The 16,684-nt window shown below is 59.3% G+C and carries 13 protein-coding genes and 1 pseudogene; 7 read left to right on the top strand and 7 right to left on the bottom strand.

Features of this window, described 5'->3' with window-relative positions:
• Positions 1–30: 30 nt before the first annotated feature.
• The 3 genes from C5748_RS17935 to C5748_RS28250 all read right to left on the bottom strand — a co-directional run bounded on the left by C5748_RS17935 (position 31) and on the right by C5748_RS28250 (position 4,134).
• On the bottom strand, positions 31–2,496 hold the full coding sequence (locus C5748_RS17935) for a penicillin-binding protein 1A (protein WP_105743309.1): 2,466 nt from the start codon (positions 2,494–2,496) through the stop codon (positions 31–33).
• 254 nt (positions 2,497–2,750) lie between these two features.
• On the bottom strand, positions 2,751–3,932 hold the full coding sequence (locus tag C5748_RS17930) for an N-acetylmuramoyl-L-alanine amidase (RefSeq protein WP_425350274.1): 1,182 nt from the start codon (positions 3,930–3,932) through the stop codon (positions 2,751–2,753).
• Positions 3,933–3,960: 28 nt separating this feature from the next.
• Complete coding sequence (locus C5748_RS28250) at positions 3,961–4,134, bottom strand: hypothetical protein (protein ID WP_158259885.1); 174 nt, start codon at positions 4,132–4,134, stop codon at positions 3,961–3,963.
• A 518-nt stretch (positions 4,135–4,652) separates the two neighbouring features.
• Here C5748_RS28250 and C5748_RS17925 point away from each other — a divergent pair.
• Positions 4,653–7,556 carry an Rne/Rng family ribonuclease gene (locus tag C5748_RS17925; RefSeq protein WP_105743307.1) on the top strand — a complete coding sequence of 968 codons (2,904 nt, stop codon included), beginning with the start codon at positions 4,653–4,655 and terminating at the stop codon, positions 7,554–7,556.
• 81 nt (positions 7,557–7,637) lie between these two features.
• Here C5748_RS17925 and C5748_RS17920 read toward each other — a convergent pair whose 3' ends face one another.
• Positions 7,638–8,789: a pyridoxal phosphate-dependent aminotransferase gene (locus tag C5748_RS17920; protein ID WP_105743306.1), complete on the bottom strand. Its 1,152-nt coding sequence runs from the start codon at positions 8,787–8,789 to the stop codon at positions 7,638–7,640.
• A gap of 144 nt (positions 8,790–8,933) precedes the next feature.
• Between C5748_RS17920 and C5748_RS17915 the strand changes: the two genes are divergently transcribed.
• The 6 genes from C5748_RS17915 to aat all read left to right on the top strand — a co-directional run bounded on the left by C5748_RS17915 (position 8,934) and on the right by aat (position 14,478).
• Positions 8,934–10,346, top strand: coding sequence for a M48 family metalloprotease (locus C5748_RS17915; RefSeq protein ID WP_105743305.1), 1,413 nt, complete (start codon positions 8,934–8,936; stop codon positions 10,344–10,346).
• A 78-nt stretch (positions 10,347–10,424) separates the two neighbouring features.
• Positions 10,425–11,240 (top strand): DsbA family protein, encoded by an 816-nt coding sequence (locus C5748_RS17910; RefSeq protein WP_105743304.1) that lies wholly within the window; start codon positions 10,425–10,427, stop codon positions 11,238–11,240.
• Between the two features lie 266 nt (positions 11,241–11,506).
• Positions 11,507–11,977 carry a type II 3-dehydroquinate dehydratase gene (aroQ, locus tag C5748_RS17905; protein ID WP_105743303.1) on the top strand — a complete coding sequence of 157 codons (471 nt, stop codon included), beginning with the start codon at positions 11,507–11,509 and terminating at the stop codon, positions 11,975–11,977.
• A gap of 38 nt (positions 11,978–12,015) precedes the next feature.
• Positions 12,016–12,480 carry an acetyl-CoA carboxylase biotin carboxyl carrier protein gene (gene accB, locus C5748_RS17900; RefSeq protein ID WP_105743420.1) on the top strand — a complete coding sequence of 155 codons (465 nt, stop codon included), beginning with the start codon at positions 12,016–12,018 and terminating at the stop codon, positions 12,478–12,480.
• Between the two features lie 16 nt (positions 12,481–12,496).
• Entirely contained in the window at positions 12,497–13,858 is a 1,362-nt protein-coding gene (accC, locus tag C5748_RS17895; protein WP_105743302.1) for an acetyl-CoA carboxylase biotin carboxylase subunit, read from the top strand.
• A 38-nt stretch (positions 13,859–13,896) separates the two neighbouring features.
• Positions 13,897–14,478: a leucyl/phenylalanyl-tRNA--protein transferase gene (aat, locus tag C5748_RS17890; protein WP_280953492.1), complete on the top strand. Its 582-nt coding sequence runs from the start codon at positions 13,897–13,899 to the stop codon at positions 14,476–14,478.
• A gap of 557 nt (positions 14,479–15,035) precedes the next feature.
• On the opposite strand, the pseudogene C5748_RS17885 reads toward aat, so the two are convergent.
• The 3 genes and pseudogenes from C5748_RS17885 to C5748_RS17875 all read right to left on the bottom strand — a co-directional run.
• Positions 15,036–15,383 (bottom strand): annotated as a pseudogene (locus C5748_RS17885) (DUF2155 domain-containing protein); the annotation flags it as partial.
• Positions 15,384–15,622: 239 nt separating this feature from the next.
• Positions 15,623–16,033, bottom strand: a complete 411-nt coding sequence (locus tag C5748_RS17880; RefSeq protein ID WP_105743299.1) for an NADH:ubiquinone oxidoreductase subunit NDUFA12 — start codon at positions 16,031–16,033, stop codon at positions 15,623–15,625.
• 149 nt (positions 16,034–16,182) lie between these two features.
• On the bottom strand, positions 16,183–16,683 hold the full coding sequence (locus C5748_RS17875; protein WP_105743298.1) for a GNAT family N-acetyltransferase: 501 nt from the start codon (positions 16,681–16,683) through the stop codon (positions 16,183–16,185).
• Between the last annotated feature and the right edge of the window lies 1 nt (position 16,684).

Below are 16,684 nucleotides of genomic sequence, written 5' to 3'. Positions count from 1 at the left end.
TGGTCTGCTCCTGACCCTGGCCGGAATTTTTCAGTAAAGCCCGCCGGAACCCGATGTGATCGCGCGGGTTGCCTGCGGCGATTGCGGCCGTACCGGAGCCCCTTCACGGAAGCTGTCCATGCCGATGACGGAATAGGAATCGGCGGGGCCGGTGCCTGGCTTGAATGCTTCCATGAAAACATCCGCCCCGCCCGGATCGGCGCGCATTCCGCTGCGGCGGTTGATGGCGATCAGTTTCATGCCTTCCGGCACGCGGAAATCAGCCTTCGGCTTGTCGACCAATGCCTGCTGCATGAAGTCCTTGAACACCGGCGCGGCAAGTCCGCCGCCGGTAAAGCCGTGGCCAAGCGGCGCCGGCGTATCGAAGCCCATGAAGACGCCGACCACGAGATCGGGCGTAAAGCCGACGAACCAGGCATCCTTTTCGTCATTGGTGGTTCCGGTCTTGCCGGCAAGCGGACGGTCGAGGCTCTTCAGGATCTGTGCCGTGCCGCGCTGGACCACGCCTTCCATCATCGAGGTGATCTGATAGGCCGTCATCGGATCGAGAACCTGATCGCGATCGTCGATCAGTTCCGGCTCCGGCTGGTTGACCCAGGCCGTCGCGGTGCAGCTGTCGCATTTGCGCTCATCATGTTTGAAGACCGTCTTGCCATAGCGATCCTGAATACGGTCGATCATCGACGGCACGATGCTGCGCCCGCCATTGGCGATGATCGAATAGGCGGTGACCATGCGCAGCACGGTCGTCTCGCCCGAACCGAGCGACATGGCGAGGACCGGCAGCATCTTGTCGTAGAGGCCGAACCGCTCGGCATATTCGGCGACCAGCTTCATGCCCATATCCTTGGCAAGCCGCACGGTCATCAGATTGCGCGACTGCTCGATACCGTAGCGAAGCGTCGACGGACCGGCGAACTTTCCCGAATAGTTCTTGGGAGCCCAGATACCGAGTGAACCGCCCTGATCCACCTCGATCGGGCCATCCAGGACAACGGATGCCGGCGTATAGCCATTGTCGAGCGCGGCGGCATAGACGAACGGCTTGAAGGACGAGCCGGGCTGGCGATAGGCCTGCGTGGCGCGATTGAATTCCGATTCCGAATAGGAGAAGCCGCCGACCATCGCGAGTACGCGCCCGGTATGCGGATCCATGGCGACCACCGCACCTTCTACTTTCGGCGGCTGGCGCAGTCTGTAGGCGCTGTCGCTTCCGTCTTTCTTCTCGACATAGACGACGTCACCGACATTCAGTACGCCCTCCGGCGATTTGACAGAACTCCGCTTGTCATCTTCGCTGAGAAGCCGCATGGCCCATTTCATGTCGGCAGCCGCGATGAAACCTTTCTTACGCTCCTTGCTGAGCGCACCGGAAATCTCGTGCGATGGCTGGAGGCCGATATCGGCGCCTTCCCTGCTGACGTCGAGCACGACCGCCAACTGCCACTCCGGCACATCCTTGAAAGCTTCGATCTCGCTCAGCGGCACGCCCCAGTCGCCGCCGATCTCGATATGCTTCACCGGGCCGCGATATCCCCTGTTCTCGTCATATTTGATGAGGCCCCTGTGCAGCGAGGCGCGCGCCATGACCTGAAGCTTCGGATCGAGCGTCGTGCGTACCGAAAGACCACCCTCATAGAGCGCGTCGACACCGTATTTCGCGATGATCTGGCGGCGCACTTCCTCGGTGAAATATTCGGAAGCGAAGAGATAATTGCCGTTGGCGCGCGGCGTGACACCGAGTGGTTCCGCCTTTGCCGCAGTCCCCTCTTCCTCTGTCACGTAGCCGTTTTCCACCATGCGGTCGATGACCCAGTTGCGGCGCCCGATAGCGCGCCCTGTCTGGCGGAAGGGATGATAGTTTGATGGTCCCTTTGGCAGGGCCGCGAGATAGGCCACCTCCGAAATGGTCAGTTCCGGCACCGCTTTGTCGAAATAGGTGAGTGCTGCACCGGCGATGCCGTAGGCGCCGAGGCCGAAGAAAATCTCGTTGAGATACAATTCCAGGATGCGGTCTTTCGAATAGGCCTGCTCGATGCGCAGCGCCAGGATCGCTTCCTTGATCTTGCGGTCGTAGGTCTGGTTCGACGAAAGCAGGAAGTTCTTCGCCACCTGCTGGGTGATCGTCGAGGCGCCGACCGGACGGCGGCCCGTGCCTATATTCCGCAGATTGGTGATCACCGCGCGCGCAAGTCCGCTGGGGTCTATGCCGGGGTGCTCGTAGAAATTCTTGTCTTCAGCGGAAATGAACGCCGCCTTGACGCGATCAGGAATGACCTGAATTGGAAGATAGAGACGCCGCTCCCTGGCAAACTCGGCCATCAGGCTGCCATCCGCGGCGTGAATACGGGTCGTCACCGGAGGCTCGTATTTCGCAAGAACCTCGTAATTCGGCACATCCTTGTTGATATTGCCGACATAGAGGGCAATTCCACCTGCAACCAGCAGGAAGAGCACCGCGCCGATTCCGAAGAAATATCCGATAAGCCGTATCATGTGTGTTCGGATTCCTGCCTTCAGATTATCCGTGTGTCAATTCGCGCGCCGAAACGAATGCTCGTTGCGGCATGTGAGCAGGAGCACATTCTACGAAACAACGCCATATGCCGCCTCGCATATTGCCTCCCCGCATTAAGGCTACTGACCAACCAAATGCGACAAAGGCAAGGTCATTTCGCCGTAATTCAAGATTTAAGCACGATAACAGGGGATTCGCCACGCGAAATAGAACGTTGTGTTGCATCGGAAGCTCACCCTTTGGTGGCAACATGGCCGGTCTTCAACACTGCAAAACTCTTGATCGCCTCGGCTAGCCTGCCGGCGAGACGCGCTCGCCATGCCGGATCGGTGATCAGCTTTTCGTCTTCACGATTCGACAGATAACCCATCTCGACCAGAACGGACGGCACATCGGGCGCCCGCAGGACCTGAAATCCGGCCGAGCGGTGCGGATTGTTGATGAGGTTGACCTCGCCCTGAAGCGCATGAACCACCTTGCTCGCGAAATTAAGCGAAAAGGCATGCGTTTCGCGGCGCGTGAGGTCGAGCAGGATGTCGGTCACCTCGGGCGGCTCCTCCTGGACGACACCGGCAATCGCGTCCGACTTGTTTTCACGCTCAGCCATGGCGCGGGCCACACTGTCCGACGCCTTGTCCGAGATGGTATAGACGGTCGCGCCGCGAACATTGTGCAGATTGATCGTATCGGCATGGATCGAGATGAAGAGATCGGCTTCATGTTGCCGCGCGATGCGTACCCGCTCGCCAAGCCGCAGGAACGTGTCGTCGTCGCGGGTCATCAGCACCCGCATGCCGGTATTCCTGGAAAGGACGTCGCGCAGATCCCGCGCGAAGGCCAGCGTCACATCCTTCTCCTTGATCCCGCTGCGGCTTTCCGCTCCAGCATCGATGCCGCCATGGCCCGGATCGATCATGACGGTGAAGACATGTGGCGGCACGGGATCCTCGTTCTTGCCGAGACGGTCGCCCTTCGATGCAGCTTGCGTCGAGCCAGTACTGGCATTCTGCGCCTTGATGGCCTCCGCGAATTCCCGGTCGGATGTCGCAACCATATCGGCCACCATACGGTAGCCCGGCGCGTTTTCATTTTTCAGGACCCGCAACCCTTCGACCTTGAAAGGCCCCCGCAGCGCCAGGATCATCCGCGACCTGTCTTCGCCGATCAGACCGTAACGCACATGTGTTACGAGCCCCCGCGGCTCAAGGGATTTCTTGTCGAAACCGAAACTCGCCTTGGGAAGATCGATCACCAGCCGGTGCGGATGCTGCAGGAGAAGCGTCGATAATTCCGGCTCGCGGTCGAACATGACGACGATTCGCGTGCGCAATTCGTCGCCGGCCATCCGGAAAGTCAGGGCCGAAAGCGTGCCGCTCGCCTGCGCGACAACGGTCAGCGCAAGCAGAAAAGGCAAAAAGGCGGCCGGCAAATGCCAAAATCGGCTAAAAATCTTCATTTTCTCCAACGTCACGAATAATGCCGGCATATCCCTTTTGTTCGGCTGCAAGCCCGTCCGACACACCCTTATCGTAGCGCAATTCGTAAACGAGAAGTAATGCGTCACGGTTAATGAAGCCTTTCCCGTCTGGTATCATCGCCCATGCCGTCGACGGCATTCCCCGTCTCTGCAACATTCGGCCTTGTCATTGACCATATCAGGTCATAAAAGCGAAGTCGGGTTACAAATTTGCCGTCGGAATCAATTCCGGCAACGCTCGAAAGATCGGGATCTGTTGCACAGGTTTTGCGAGGGAACGGCAAGGACGGTCTGAACGCCGTCCGGTAACCGGCACAGAATTTGGCGGAAGGTGAACATCTTTATCATCTCCGCTCAGTAAAAAGATGAAGCGCCGATCAGACGCCTTCATCTGCTCCATGAGAGCATAAAGGTCGGTCCGGCGTTTCCGGGCCATATATGAGGTCGTTTCGTTCGGAACAGTTATGGGTCATGCAGAATTGACCAGTACCAGCCTAAATACCGCGATCGCCGACAGGCAGTTGCGCGTGAAGGCTGACCTGACTGTCCCGGCGAGCCCCAAATTATCCGGCAAGCGCAGAGAAATGCGGTCGGACGCTATGGAAGCGTCCACGAGACCTTTCGTCGTGCGCCCTTACGCCGGAGGGAAAAACAATAATGTCAAACAAAATGCTTATCGATGCCTCCCACCAGGAGGAGACCCGCGTTGTCGTGGTTCGCGGCAACCGTATTGAAGAATTCGACTTCGAATCCGAGCACAAGAAGCAGCTCAAGGGAAATATCTATCTGGCGCGTGTGACACGTGTAGAACCTTCGCTTCAGGCCGCTTTTGTCGAATATGGCGGCAATCGCCATGGATTCCTTGCCTTCAGTGAAATCCACCCCGACTACTATCAGATCCCGGTGGCAGACCGTATCGCCCTCCTCGAAGCCGAAGCCCAGGCTGCGAGCGAAGAGGACGAGGACGACGAAGGCAATGGCGGCCGCAGCGAGCGAGGCGGCGACAAGTCTCGCCGCGGCAAGCGTCGCGGAAAGCGTAGCCGGTCCGAAGATGAAGGCTTGAAAGCCGAAGACGGCGAAGACGGCGCTCCATACCAGGCAAGCTCGGACGAGGAGGATGACGACGGTCCGGAAGGCACGACGATCGCCGCTGCGGTCGAAGGCGACGTCATCTCCGAAGATATACCTGATAGCGTCGACCTGGCGGAGGACGAAGCGGATACCTCGGATGAAGCCCCCTCGTCTCGTGAGCGCGCCAAACGCCCATCGTCGAGACGCCGCCGCAAGGATGCCGACGACGACAATGATGGATCGCATGACGAATCCGATATCGTCGAATCGGTCGGCGCCGAAGACGCGCTAGAGGAAGTGCCGACCCACCAGCGTACCCAGCGTCGTCAGTACAAGATCCAGGAAGTCGTCAAGCGTCGCCAGATCTTGCTGGTCCAGGTGGTCAAGGAAGAGCGCGGCAACAAGGGCGCCGCGCTGACGACCTATCTGTCGCTCGCCGGGCGTTATTCGGTGCTGATGCCCAACACGGCACGCGGCGGCGGCATTTCCCGCAAGATCACCAGCCCGGTGGACCGCAAGCGCCTGAAGGAAATCGTCAAGGAACTCGAAGTGCCGAAGGGCATGGGCGTGATCCTGCGTACAGCCGGCGCCAACCGCACCAAGGCGGAGGTCAAGCGCGATTATGAATATCTCATGCGGCTTTGGGAAAATGTCCGCGCTTTGACGCTGCAATCGACCGCGCCCGCCCTCGTCTACGAGGAAGGCAGCCTGATCAAGCGTTCGATCCGCGATCTCTACAACAAGGATATCGGCGAGATCCTCGTCGCCGGTGAAGATGGCTATCGCGAGGCCAAGGATTTCATGCGCATGCTCATGCCGAGCCATGCCAAGGTGGTGCAGCCCTATCGCGATCAGGTGCCGATATTCGCCCGCAACGGCATCGAAGCGCAGCTCGACCGTATGCTGCAGCCACAGGTCACGCTGAAATCCGGCGGCTACATCATCATCAATCAGACGGAAGCGCTCGTCGCCATCGACGTCAATTCCGGCCGCTCGACCCGTGAACACTCCATTGAGGACACCGCGCTCCAGACCAATCTGGAAGCAGCCGAGGAAGTGGCGCGGCAATTGCGCCTGCGCGATCTGGCCGGTTTGGTCGTGATCGACTTCATCGACATGGAGGAAAAGCGCAACAACCGCGCCGTTGAAAAACGGATGAAGGATTGCCTGAAGGACGATCGCGCCCGCATCCAGGTCGGACGCATTTCACATTTCGGCCTGCTCGAAATGTCGCGTCAGCGTATCCGCGCATCGGTTCTCGAAAGCACGATGCAGGTCTGCGCCCATTGCGGCGGGACCGGCTATATCCGCTCCGCCTCCTCCGTGGCGCTGCATGTCATTCGTTCCATCGAGGAATATCTGCTGCGTCATTCGCAGAACAATATCATCGTGCGCACGCCGGTTTCGACCGCGCTCTATGTGCTCAACCACAAGCGTAAGAACCTTGCTGACCTGGAACTCCGCTTTGGCCTGACGATCGATATCGAGGCCGATGACAGCGTCGGTTCGCAACATCTTGCCATCGACAAGGGAACGCCTGCGCTCGGCCCTGTGAGCCCCGCACCGGTCACCCTGCCCTATCCCGACCTCACCATTGATGAAGAGCCGCTGGACGAACCGGACATTCCTGCCGAGGACGAGGAATTCGAAGCTGACGACACTTCGGCCGCAAAGGATGAACATTCCGACGAGAGCGGACGCAAACGCCGCCGCCGTCGTCGTCGTCGCGGTGGCCGCGACCGTGACAGCCAGGAAAACGCTGTCGCCGCCGATGCAGCATCCGGCGACGAACGCGTCGTTGGCGAAGCCGGCGACATATCGCAGGAAGATGGCGAGCAGGCCGATCTGTCGGCCGAGGCAGCCGAGGAAGAGCGCCGGAAGAAACGCCGCCGTGGCCGTCGTGGCGGACGCAAGAACCGCCGCAATGACGACGAGACCAACGATAACATCGAAGCCTCGTCCGATGGTGAAGCGCGCAGCAAAACGGATGAAGGCGCGACCGCTCCGGTTGCCGACCTGACGCCGGTTCCAGACGAAGTGCCCGCTGCTGCTCTGCCCGCCGCCGAGGAAGACGCCGAAGCCGCTGCAACCGTCGAGGGCAAGCCCGTCAAGAAGCCGGTTCGCCGGCGCACGCCCAAGGCAAAGCCGGTGGAAGAAGTAGTGGTTGCGGAGGCTGTCGAGGATCTCGACGCGCCGCTAGCCGAAGAACCCGCCCCGCAGGAAAAACCGGCCAAGCCGGCTCGCAAGAGCCGGAAGAAGGTCGTCCCTGTGGCAGAGGTCCCCGAAGCCGTTAAGAGCGATGTGACGGCGGAAGCGCCCCGGAGCGAAGAAAAGCCAGAGGAAAAGGCGGAGGAGACACCCGTCCCGACCGAACCGGCCATCACACCGCCAGAGCCGAGCAAGCCGGTCGTTACGTCAAACTCTGCCGAGGAAAAAGACAAGCCCAAGCCGAAACGTGCCGGCTGGTGGCAGAAAAAGGGTTTCTTTTGAGAATCCGTAGCTAGATAGAAAATGCAAAAACCGGCGGAAACGCCGGTTTTTGTTTATGTTTTCCGGTTATGGCAGCCGGCGTCACGGCAGCCAGTTTGCCAGCCTTTCCAGAGCTTCTTCCATGTCCTCGACCTTGCCGGCATAGGAAAACCGCATCGTGCGATGCCCTTCGACCGGATCGAAATCATGGCCGGGTGTCGCCGCCACATTCGTCTCGGCGATCATCCGCCGGGCAAAATCCATGCTGTCATTGGTGAAGCGTGAGACATCGCAATAGGCATAGAACGCGCCATCCATCGGCGCGGCCAGCGTCAGGCCGATCTGCGGCAGGCGCCGCATCAAAATATCCCGGCTGCGGCGGTAACGCGATTTGACCGCCTCCAATTGCGCCGTTGCGCCGAAGGCTTCGACCGCCGCGATCTGGGAAAGCTCGGGCGCAGAGATATAGAGGCTCTGCGCCATCCGCTCTATGGGCCGCACGGCATTTTCCGGCAGCACCATCCAGCCGATGCGCCAGCCGGTCATGCAGTAATATTTGGAAAAGGAATTGATCACGGTGACATCGTCGGCAAACGATAACGCGCTGACATCTTCACTATCATAGCAAAGCCGGTGATAGATCTCGTCGGAAATGACCCTGATGCCGAGCTCCCGCGCCGTTTCGACGATATCGCGTAGCGCATCAGGCGCGATGACCGCTCCCGTCGGATTGGCCGGACTTGCGAAAAGCACGCCCTTCAGCGGCTTTTCCGCATGCGCGGCGCGCAAGGCGTCCGCCGTCAGCGAAGCATCAGCGCTGCCGCCGGTTGCGATTTCGACGACGTCCAGGCCGAGCGCGCCAAGAATATTGCGATAGGCGGGATAGCCCGGGCGGGTGATCGCCACCCGGTCCCCCGGATCGAAATAGACGAGGAACGCCAGATTGAAGGCAGCCGATGACCCTGTCGTCACGGCAATGCGTGCGGGATCGACACTCACACCATAATGATCGTGATAGTGACCGGAAATCGCCTCGCGCAGAACCGCCAGTCCAAGCGCATCGGTGTAACCGATCCGCCCGTCACGCAATGCCCGTTCGGCCGCTTCGCGTACGGCAGCGGGAGCCGGATCGGCCGGCTGGCCGACGGCCATGGAAATCACCGGATGGCCGGCGGAACGCCTGCGGTTCGCCTGCGCCAGGACATCCATCGCATGGAACGGCTCGACGGCGCTGCGGCGTGAAAATGCGGTCAAAACATACCTCCGGAATAGAAACCGGCGAATCCCCGCCGCCGGTCCACGCCGCACAATTGCCCGATTACTATGTGCTTCACAACATTCGCGCTATAAGATGCTTCAGCCATCCGACTCTGTGATCCGAACCCAATGATCCGAACCATGGGCCTTACAGCTATTTCGACATCTTCCGTCCCCCGTCCGTTTTTAGCCATACCGCGAAAGCTCGTCGCCGCCGTGACGGCTGCAGCCGTCGGGTTGTTGCCCGTCGTCCAGGCTTCCGCGCAGTCCAAATCGCTGCCGATCGTCCGCGATGCCGAAATCGAAGCGCTCATTTCCGAATATGCGACGCCGATCTTCAAGGTAGCGGGCCTCAAGAGCCGCGGCATCCGCATCGTTCTGGTCAACAACGACAGCTTCAACGCCTTTGTCGACGGCAGGCGCATCTTCATCAACACAGGTACGCTCCTCCAGGCCGAAACGCCGAACGAAGTCATCGGCGTCATCGCGCATGAATCCGGCCATCTGGCGGGCGGGCACCAACATCGCCTGCGCGAACAGTTGCGCCGCGCGCAGACCATGGCCGTCATCGGGATGTTGTTGGGCATGGGCGCCACCGCGGCGGGAGCAGCGTCCGGCAATCGCTCTGTTGCCGGTGCGGGCGGCGGCATCGCGCTTGGCGGCACGGAAATGGCGATGCGCAATCTTTTGAGCTATCAGCGCACCGAAGAGATCACCGCCGATCGCTCCGCCATCACCTATCTCGAGCGGACCGGCCAATCGGCAAAGGGCATGCTGTCGACATTCGAGCGCTTCGCCAACGCCTTGTCGCTGACGGGAACGCGGGTCGATCCCTATCGCATCAGCCATCCAATGCCGCGCGAGCGTATTGCCAATCTGGAAACGCTTGCCCATGAAAGCCGCTATTTCGACAAGAAGGATCCAGAAGCGCTGCAGCTGCGCCATGACATGATGCGGGCGAAGATCGCCGCCTATACCGCTGGTCCGGGGGGTGTTTCGCGCCTCTTCCGCAACAATCCGCGTGGCGTCGCCGCGCGTTATGGCAATGCGATCTCCACTTTTCTCAACGGATCTTCCAAAGCCGCCCTGCCGAAGATAGACACGCTCATCAAGGAGCAGCCGAAAAACCCGTATTTTCAGGAGATGCGCGGTGAAATTCTCCTGAAAGCCAATGATGCGGCGGGCGCAGCCAAAGCCTTCCAGCGTGCCGCAGCACTCGATCCGCACAAATCCAGCCTGATCCGGATGAGCTATGGCCGCGCACTGATGCTGACGGGCGCGCGGAGCAACATGCCTTCCGCCATTCGCGAGCTCAAGGCGGGCATAGCCCGCGATCCCGAGTTCCCGGCCGGCTACGGGTATCTCGCGCAAGCCTATGGACAGATGGGTGATATCGGAGAAGCCGAACTCGCGACGGCAGACATGCATTATTATTCTGGTAACATCCAGGAGGCCAGAATCTTCGCCACACGAGCACAACAGAAACTGAAGCGCGGCTCGCCGGAATGGGTCCGCGCGCAGGATATCATCAACAGCAAAAAGCCGCGACCCTGAGTTCTTGTCTGGCAACGCGCCTCGTTGATCAATACAACAGACAGATATTTTGAACATCGGCCCCGGATTGGAAAAACGATGAAGAACGCAATCACCATAACGATCGCCAGCGGCGTGGTCGGGCTCGGCGCCCTTTTCCTGGGCTATCATGCAGGGACCGCACGCACATCTCAGGATATTTCCGAAGCTCCGGTGCAAATGGCCTCGACACAGACAGCAAATACCGCTCCCGACCGCTCGGCCATCGAGGCGATCGTCAAGGATTATCTGATCAGCAATCCGGAAATCATGCTCGACGTGCAAAATGCGCTCGAGACGAAGCAGGCGGCGGCGGCCCGGACCGGGCAACGTGCGGCGATCACCGCCAATGCCGACAAGCTGTTCAGCTCGCCGATGGATGCGGTTTTCGGCAATCCCGATGGTGACGTCACGGTCGTCGAGTTCTTCGATTACAATTGCGGTTACTGCAAGCACGCCCTGCCCGACATGGATGCGCTCTTGAAAAGCGACCCGAATGTCCGTTTCGTCATGAAGGAGTTCCCGATCCTCGGCCCGGATTCGGTCAAGGCCCATATGGTCGCGAAAGCCTTCCAGTCGCTGATGCCCGGCAAATATCTCGAATTCCACCGAGCGCTTCTCGGCCAGCAGGGCCGCGCCACGGAACAGACGGCCATCGATACGGCGGTAAAGCTCGGCGCGGATGAAACACAATTGCGTGAAAAGATGCAGGCGCCGGAAATCGCAACGGCCTTCCAGGACAATTACCAGATCGCCAACGCGCTCAACATCACCGGCACGCCTTCCTACATCATCGGCGAGGAAGTTGTTCCAGGTGCGATCGGGCTCGATGGGCTTGCTCAGAAAATCGCCGAACAGCGCGATGCCAATGGCTAAAGCATGTCGCCCGAAAGTGGGAACCGGCTTCGGGGTGACGGCATGCGCAGATTCAATAACTGACAGCGCTGTGCGTCCTGAAGAATGCACGGCGCTGTAAAATGATCGAAAATTCGGTGGGGAAACAGGTTGGAATCCTGCTTTCTCCGCCATTTTCAGGCTTTTACCTTGCGTGCATCCCCTCTATATGGGATGCGCATCCTCATTCGATATCCCGGAATGCCGGCAATCCTTCACGCGTAGATCAGGCCGTACAGTAACCAGGAATGACCCAAACGATTTTTGTCCTCAATGGCCCCAATCTCAACATGCTGGGAAAGCGTGAGCCTGGGATCTATGGCGCCGCAACGCTGGCCGATATCGAAGCCGCTTGCCGCCAGGAAGCGGCGGCGCTGGGCTTCGGCCTGGAGTTCCGGCAATCGAACCATGAGGGCGATCTGGTGACCTGGATACAGGAAGCCGGAGAGCGCGGCGCATTGGTCCTGATCAATCCTGCCGCCTACACGCATACATCGATCGCGCTTCAAGATGCGATCCGCGCCGCGAAGGTCACGGTCGTCGAGGTGCATCTTTCAAACATTCATGCACGGGAAGCCTTCCGGCACAATTCGTTCGTCTCGGCCGTCGCCAGAGGTGTCCTCTGCGGCTTCGGCGCGGACGGATACGTGATGGGGCTGCGCGCGCTTGCGGCATTCGCCGGACGAGACGATGCCCAGGCCGGAAAAACCCAGACATGACGAACAATAACGGGCAAAGCGGTAAAGGGGCCAGGAAGATGGCAAACAGAAACGCAGGTATCGACAAGGAGATCATCCGTGATCTTGCGGAGATACTGAACCAGACAGACCTGACCGATATCGAGGTCGAGCAGGGCGATCTGCGCATTCGCGTTTCGCGGCAGATCACCGTCGTTCACGGAACGGCCCCGCAGGCTCAAATGGCCGCCGCCCCGGCTCCGCTGGCAGCCCCTGCCGCGGCGGAAGCGGCCAAGCCCGCAGACGTCTCCAAGAATGCCGTTCCCTCGCCCATGGTCGGCACAGCCTATCTGTCGCCTGCGCCCGGTGCCCGGCCCTTTATCGAAGTCGGCCAGAAGGTCACGGATGGCCAGACCCTGATGATCATCGAGGCAATGAAGACGATGAACCAGATCCCGGCCCCCCGTTCGGGAACAGTGACGGCCATCCTTATCGAAGACAGCCAGCCCGTCGAATTTGGCGAGCCGCTGGTCGTCATCGAATAAGGGCGGATAGGACACGATGTTTCAGAAAATCCTCATCGCCAATCGCGGCGAAATCGCTCTCAGGGTGCTGCGTGCCTGCAAGGAGCTCGGCATCCAGACGGTGGCGGTGCACTCGACCGCCGATGCCGATGCGATGCATGTGCGCCTTGCCGACGAAAGCGTGTGCATCGGACCGCCACCCTCGCGCGACAGCTATCTGAACATCCATCAGATCGTCGCCGCCTGCGAGATCACCGGCGCGGATGCCATCCATCCCGGCTATGGCTTCCTTTCGGAAAATGCCAAATTCGCCGAAATCCTCGAAGCGCATGACATAACGTTCATCGGTCCGACCGCCGCGCACATCCGCATTATGGGCGACAAGATCGAAGCCAAGCGGACCGCCAAGCGCCTGGGTATCCCGGTCGTTCCCGGATCGGACGGCGGCGTCACCGACGATACCGAAGCAGCTCGCATCGCCGCCGAGATCGGTTATCCCGTCATCATCAAGGCGTCTGCCGGCGGTGGCGGCCGCGGCATGAAGGTGGCGCGCTCGCTCGAAGAGCTTTCCGTAGCGCTCTCCACCGCCCGCTCCGAGGCAGGCGCAGCCTTCGGCGATGACGCCGTCTATATCGAGAAATATCTGGAAAAGCCGCGCCACATCGAAGTTCAAGTGATGGGCGATGGCGCCGGCAATGCCGTGCATCTGGGCGAGCGCGACTGTTCGCTGCAACGCCGCCACCAGAAGGTCTGGGAAGAGGCGAACTCGCCGGCGCTCAACGCCGAGGCCCGCGACAAGATCGGCATGATCGTCGCCAATGCCTGCGCCGAGCTTGGCTACCGTGGCGCAGGCACGATCGAGTTCCTCTATGAGAACGGCGAGTTCTATTTCATCGAAATGAACACGCGCCTGCAGGTCGAACATCCCGTGACCGAGGCGATCACCGGCATCGATCTCGTGCATGAGCAGATCCGTATCGCTTCCGGCGCCGGATTGTCCGTAACGCAGAAGGATATCCGTTTCTCGGGCCATGCCATCGAATGCCGCATCAATGCCGAGGACCCGCGCACCTTCACGCCCTCGCCCGGTGTCATCACGCATTTTCACACGCCGGGCGGCCTCGGCATTCGCGTCGATTCGGGCGTCTATTCCGGCTACAGGATCCCGCCCTATTATGACAGCCTGATCGGCAAGCTGATCGTGCATGGCCGCAATCGCGTGGAATGCATGATGCGTTTGCGCCGTGCACTCGATGAATTCGTCGTCGACGGCATCAAGACGACCCTGCCGCTGTTTCAAGACTTGATCGGCAACCCTGATATCGCCAATGGTGATTACGATATCCACTGGCTTGAGAAATATCTCGCCAGCCAGGCCGCCGATAATTTGGGAGACTGACTGGGGTGGCGCGGAGGACGCCTGCGAACGACGATCATATTTCGCCAGATCTCCTTTTGCGCGCCTATGCCACCGGCGTTTTTCCGATGGCCGAAGATGCCGATGACCCGGAAGTTTTCTGGGTCAGGCCGGAAAAGCGCGGCGTTATACCGCTCGACCACTTCCATCTTCCGCGCAGCCTGAAAAAAACCATCCGGCAGGGTCGCTTCGAGATCCGGTTCGACACCGATTTCAACGGTGTTATCGAAGGCTGCGCAAGCGGAACCGGCAAACGCGCGCGCACATGGATCAACCAACCGATTCGCGAGGCCTATGCTGCTCTCTTTCAGCGCGGGCACTGCCATACCGTCGAAGCCTGGCGCGAGGACAATTTGGTTGGCGGGCTCTACGGCGTGACGCTCGGCCGGGCGTTTTTCGGAGAAAGCATGTTTTCGAGGGAACGCGATGCCTCGAAGGTCTGCCTTGCCTTTCTCGCCGAGCACCTGATCGAGCGCGGCTTCATCCTGCTGGACACGCAGTTCACCACATCGCATCTGGAGCGCTTCGGAGCAATCGAAGTGCCGCGAAAGAAATATGAGCGGATGCTGGAGGAAGCACTGCTCGGCCTGGCGCGTTTCTAACTGATCTAAAGCGTTCCTGTTTTGATGGAATCGTCTAGAGTCTGTCATGGATTAATTGAATCGTTGATACGACAAGGGGTCTTGTCTCGTCGTCATTCTCGGGCTTGTCCCGAGAATCTGCCATAAGTAAAAAGAAAAGCAATTACCGTACGAACAGATCAGACTGCGGTAGATTCTCGGGACAAGCCCGAGAATGACGGCCAGGTGGAAGCTGTTTCAAGCTAGTCCTGACAGACTCTAGCCATACACCATTCTGCACCGCCGGAACTGTGGAGATGGCGAGGGGATTCCTGTGACAAGCACAGGCCCGGGCACAGGAATGACGGCAGTTTAGGTGTTGGTAGTCAATCGCCAGCGTTTCCGCTGCAGAACAGTTGTCATAGGGGCGAAATCCCCATTTCCGTCATTCCTGTGCTTGTCACAGGAATCCATGCCTCCACAATGCCGCTGTTGCTATGGTTGGAATAGGGCGTTTGCCGCCGTCAAGATTGAGGAACGCCTGAACGCATCGTTTCCGTCTGAAAGTGAACTGATCTAGCGAAATGAGGCAGTAGCGCTCAATTCGTCCGGCCTGGCGCGGGTACTTCCGACCTCTGCTTGCAGTCCTTTAGCCAGACGTCATAGACTGGATGCTCGATGGCGTTGAGGCCGGGACTGTCGGCGAACATCCAACCCGAAAAGATCCGGCGGATTTTCCTGTTCAAGGTGATCTCATCGACTTCGATGAAGCTGTCGGTCTTCGGCGCCTCGTCTTCTGTGCGCGAATAGCAAACCCGTGGCGTGACCTGCAAAGCCCCGAACTGCACCGTTTCGTCGATATAGACGTCGAAGGTGGTTATCCGTCCGGTGATCTTGTCGAGGCCGGAAAACTCGGCGATCGGATTTGATATGCGTTCGGCAACAGCAGGAACGATGAGAGAAGCCAGAATGCACAGGATAGCGGCAGAACCGGAAAAAATCCGGGTGCCGAAGCTTCGCGTCGCATGGCGGATCATTGTCAAATCAGCTTCCGCATAATCTCGATGGGTGGGTCTTGTAGCAACCCGATCGCCAACATGTCTTTAAACCAAGCCAGCATATCTTTAAACCAGGAATGTGGCTGATCAAGGCGGTCGGCTGGCAAAATCATCCTGCCCTGCCGAAATCAGCTGCCGGGCGTCCAGGCGTCGTAATCGCCCGTTACCTTCGGGCGTTCGCCCAGATTGGCGCCCACATTGGCAATCGAACCCTTCGGCCTGTAGGCATAAGGCGTGCCGGTCAGATTGGGCTGAAACGGCTTCTGCCACTCGCGCGGCTTGTAATCCTCTTGCGTCGGCGGCGTATCGACACGATGGTGCATCCAGCCATGCCAACCGGCGGGAATGGCGGATGCCTCGGCATAGCCCTTATAGATCACCCAGCGGCGTGTCCGCCCCTCGGAATCGGTTCCGCCCTGATAATAGACATTGCCGAATTCATCTTCGCCGACATGCTGGCCCTTGCGCCATGTATGAAAGCGCGTGCCGAGCGTCTGGCCGTTCCACCAGGTGAAAAACTGAAGCAGAAAACTCTTCATGGTGCATCCAAATCCAAACCGTTATCTCTCGCGAAAATATGATCTTCCATGAGAGTTCGATGAGAAGAATATCCCTGCTTATGGCCGCATCGTCCGGTCAAGGCAAGGGTCAAGTTGACGCTGATATGGGCAGATCGGGGCAATCGGGCCTATAGAGGCCAATCGGCCAGTGCCTTTTCGAGCGTCAGCACCGCGATGCCGGAATCCGGATCGCCCCAGTTCTCCGTACGGGCGGTGCGGGCATATCCCTTGCCTTCGTAGAACTGCACGGCTTTGCCGTTCTTCTCGATCACATCAAGCCGCAGCCGGCGCGCATTCGGAAAAGCGCTTTCCATTTCGATGAGAAGCAAGGTGCCGATACCCTGCGCCTGCTTTTCCGGCCTTACATAGAGCTGGTGCAGATTGGCGAGTGTCTGGTCGGTCTGGCTCGCAAACGCCATCCCGTAGAGGTCGGACCCGTCATCGGCGAGAACGAATTCCGAATAGGGCTTCGACAATTGCTTCTTCAACGCATCGAGCGAATGCCATTTATTGGTAATGGCATTCACCGTCTCGACGCCCAGGACATCGTCGAAGGCCGCGTGCCATGTCGCGACCAGAAGATCCCGAACGGCTGGAATATCGTCCTTGGTAGCGGTTCTCAGCCACATC

It is taken from the genome of Phyllobacterium phragmitis, assembly GCF_002980495.1.
GTDB classification, from domain to species: domain Bacteria; phylum Pseudomonadota; class Alphaproteobacteria; order Rhizobiales; family Rhizobiaceae; genus Paramesorhizobium; species Paramesorhizobium phragmitis.
Note: the sequence above shows the minus strand (reverse complement) of the source record. Positions and strands in the feature narration are given on the sequence as shown.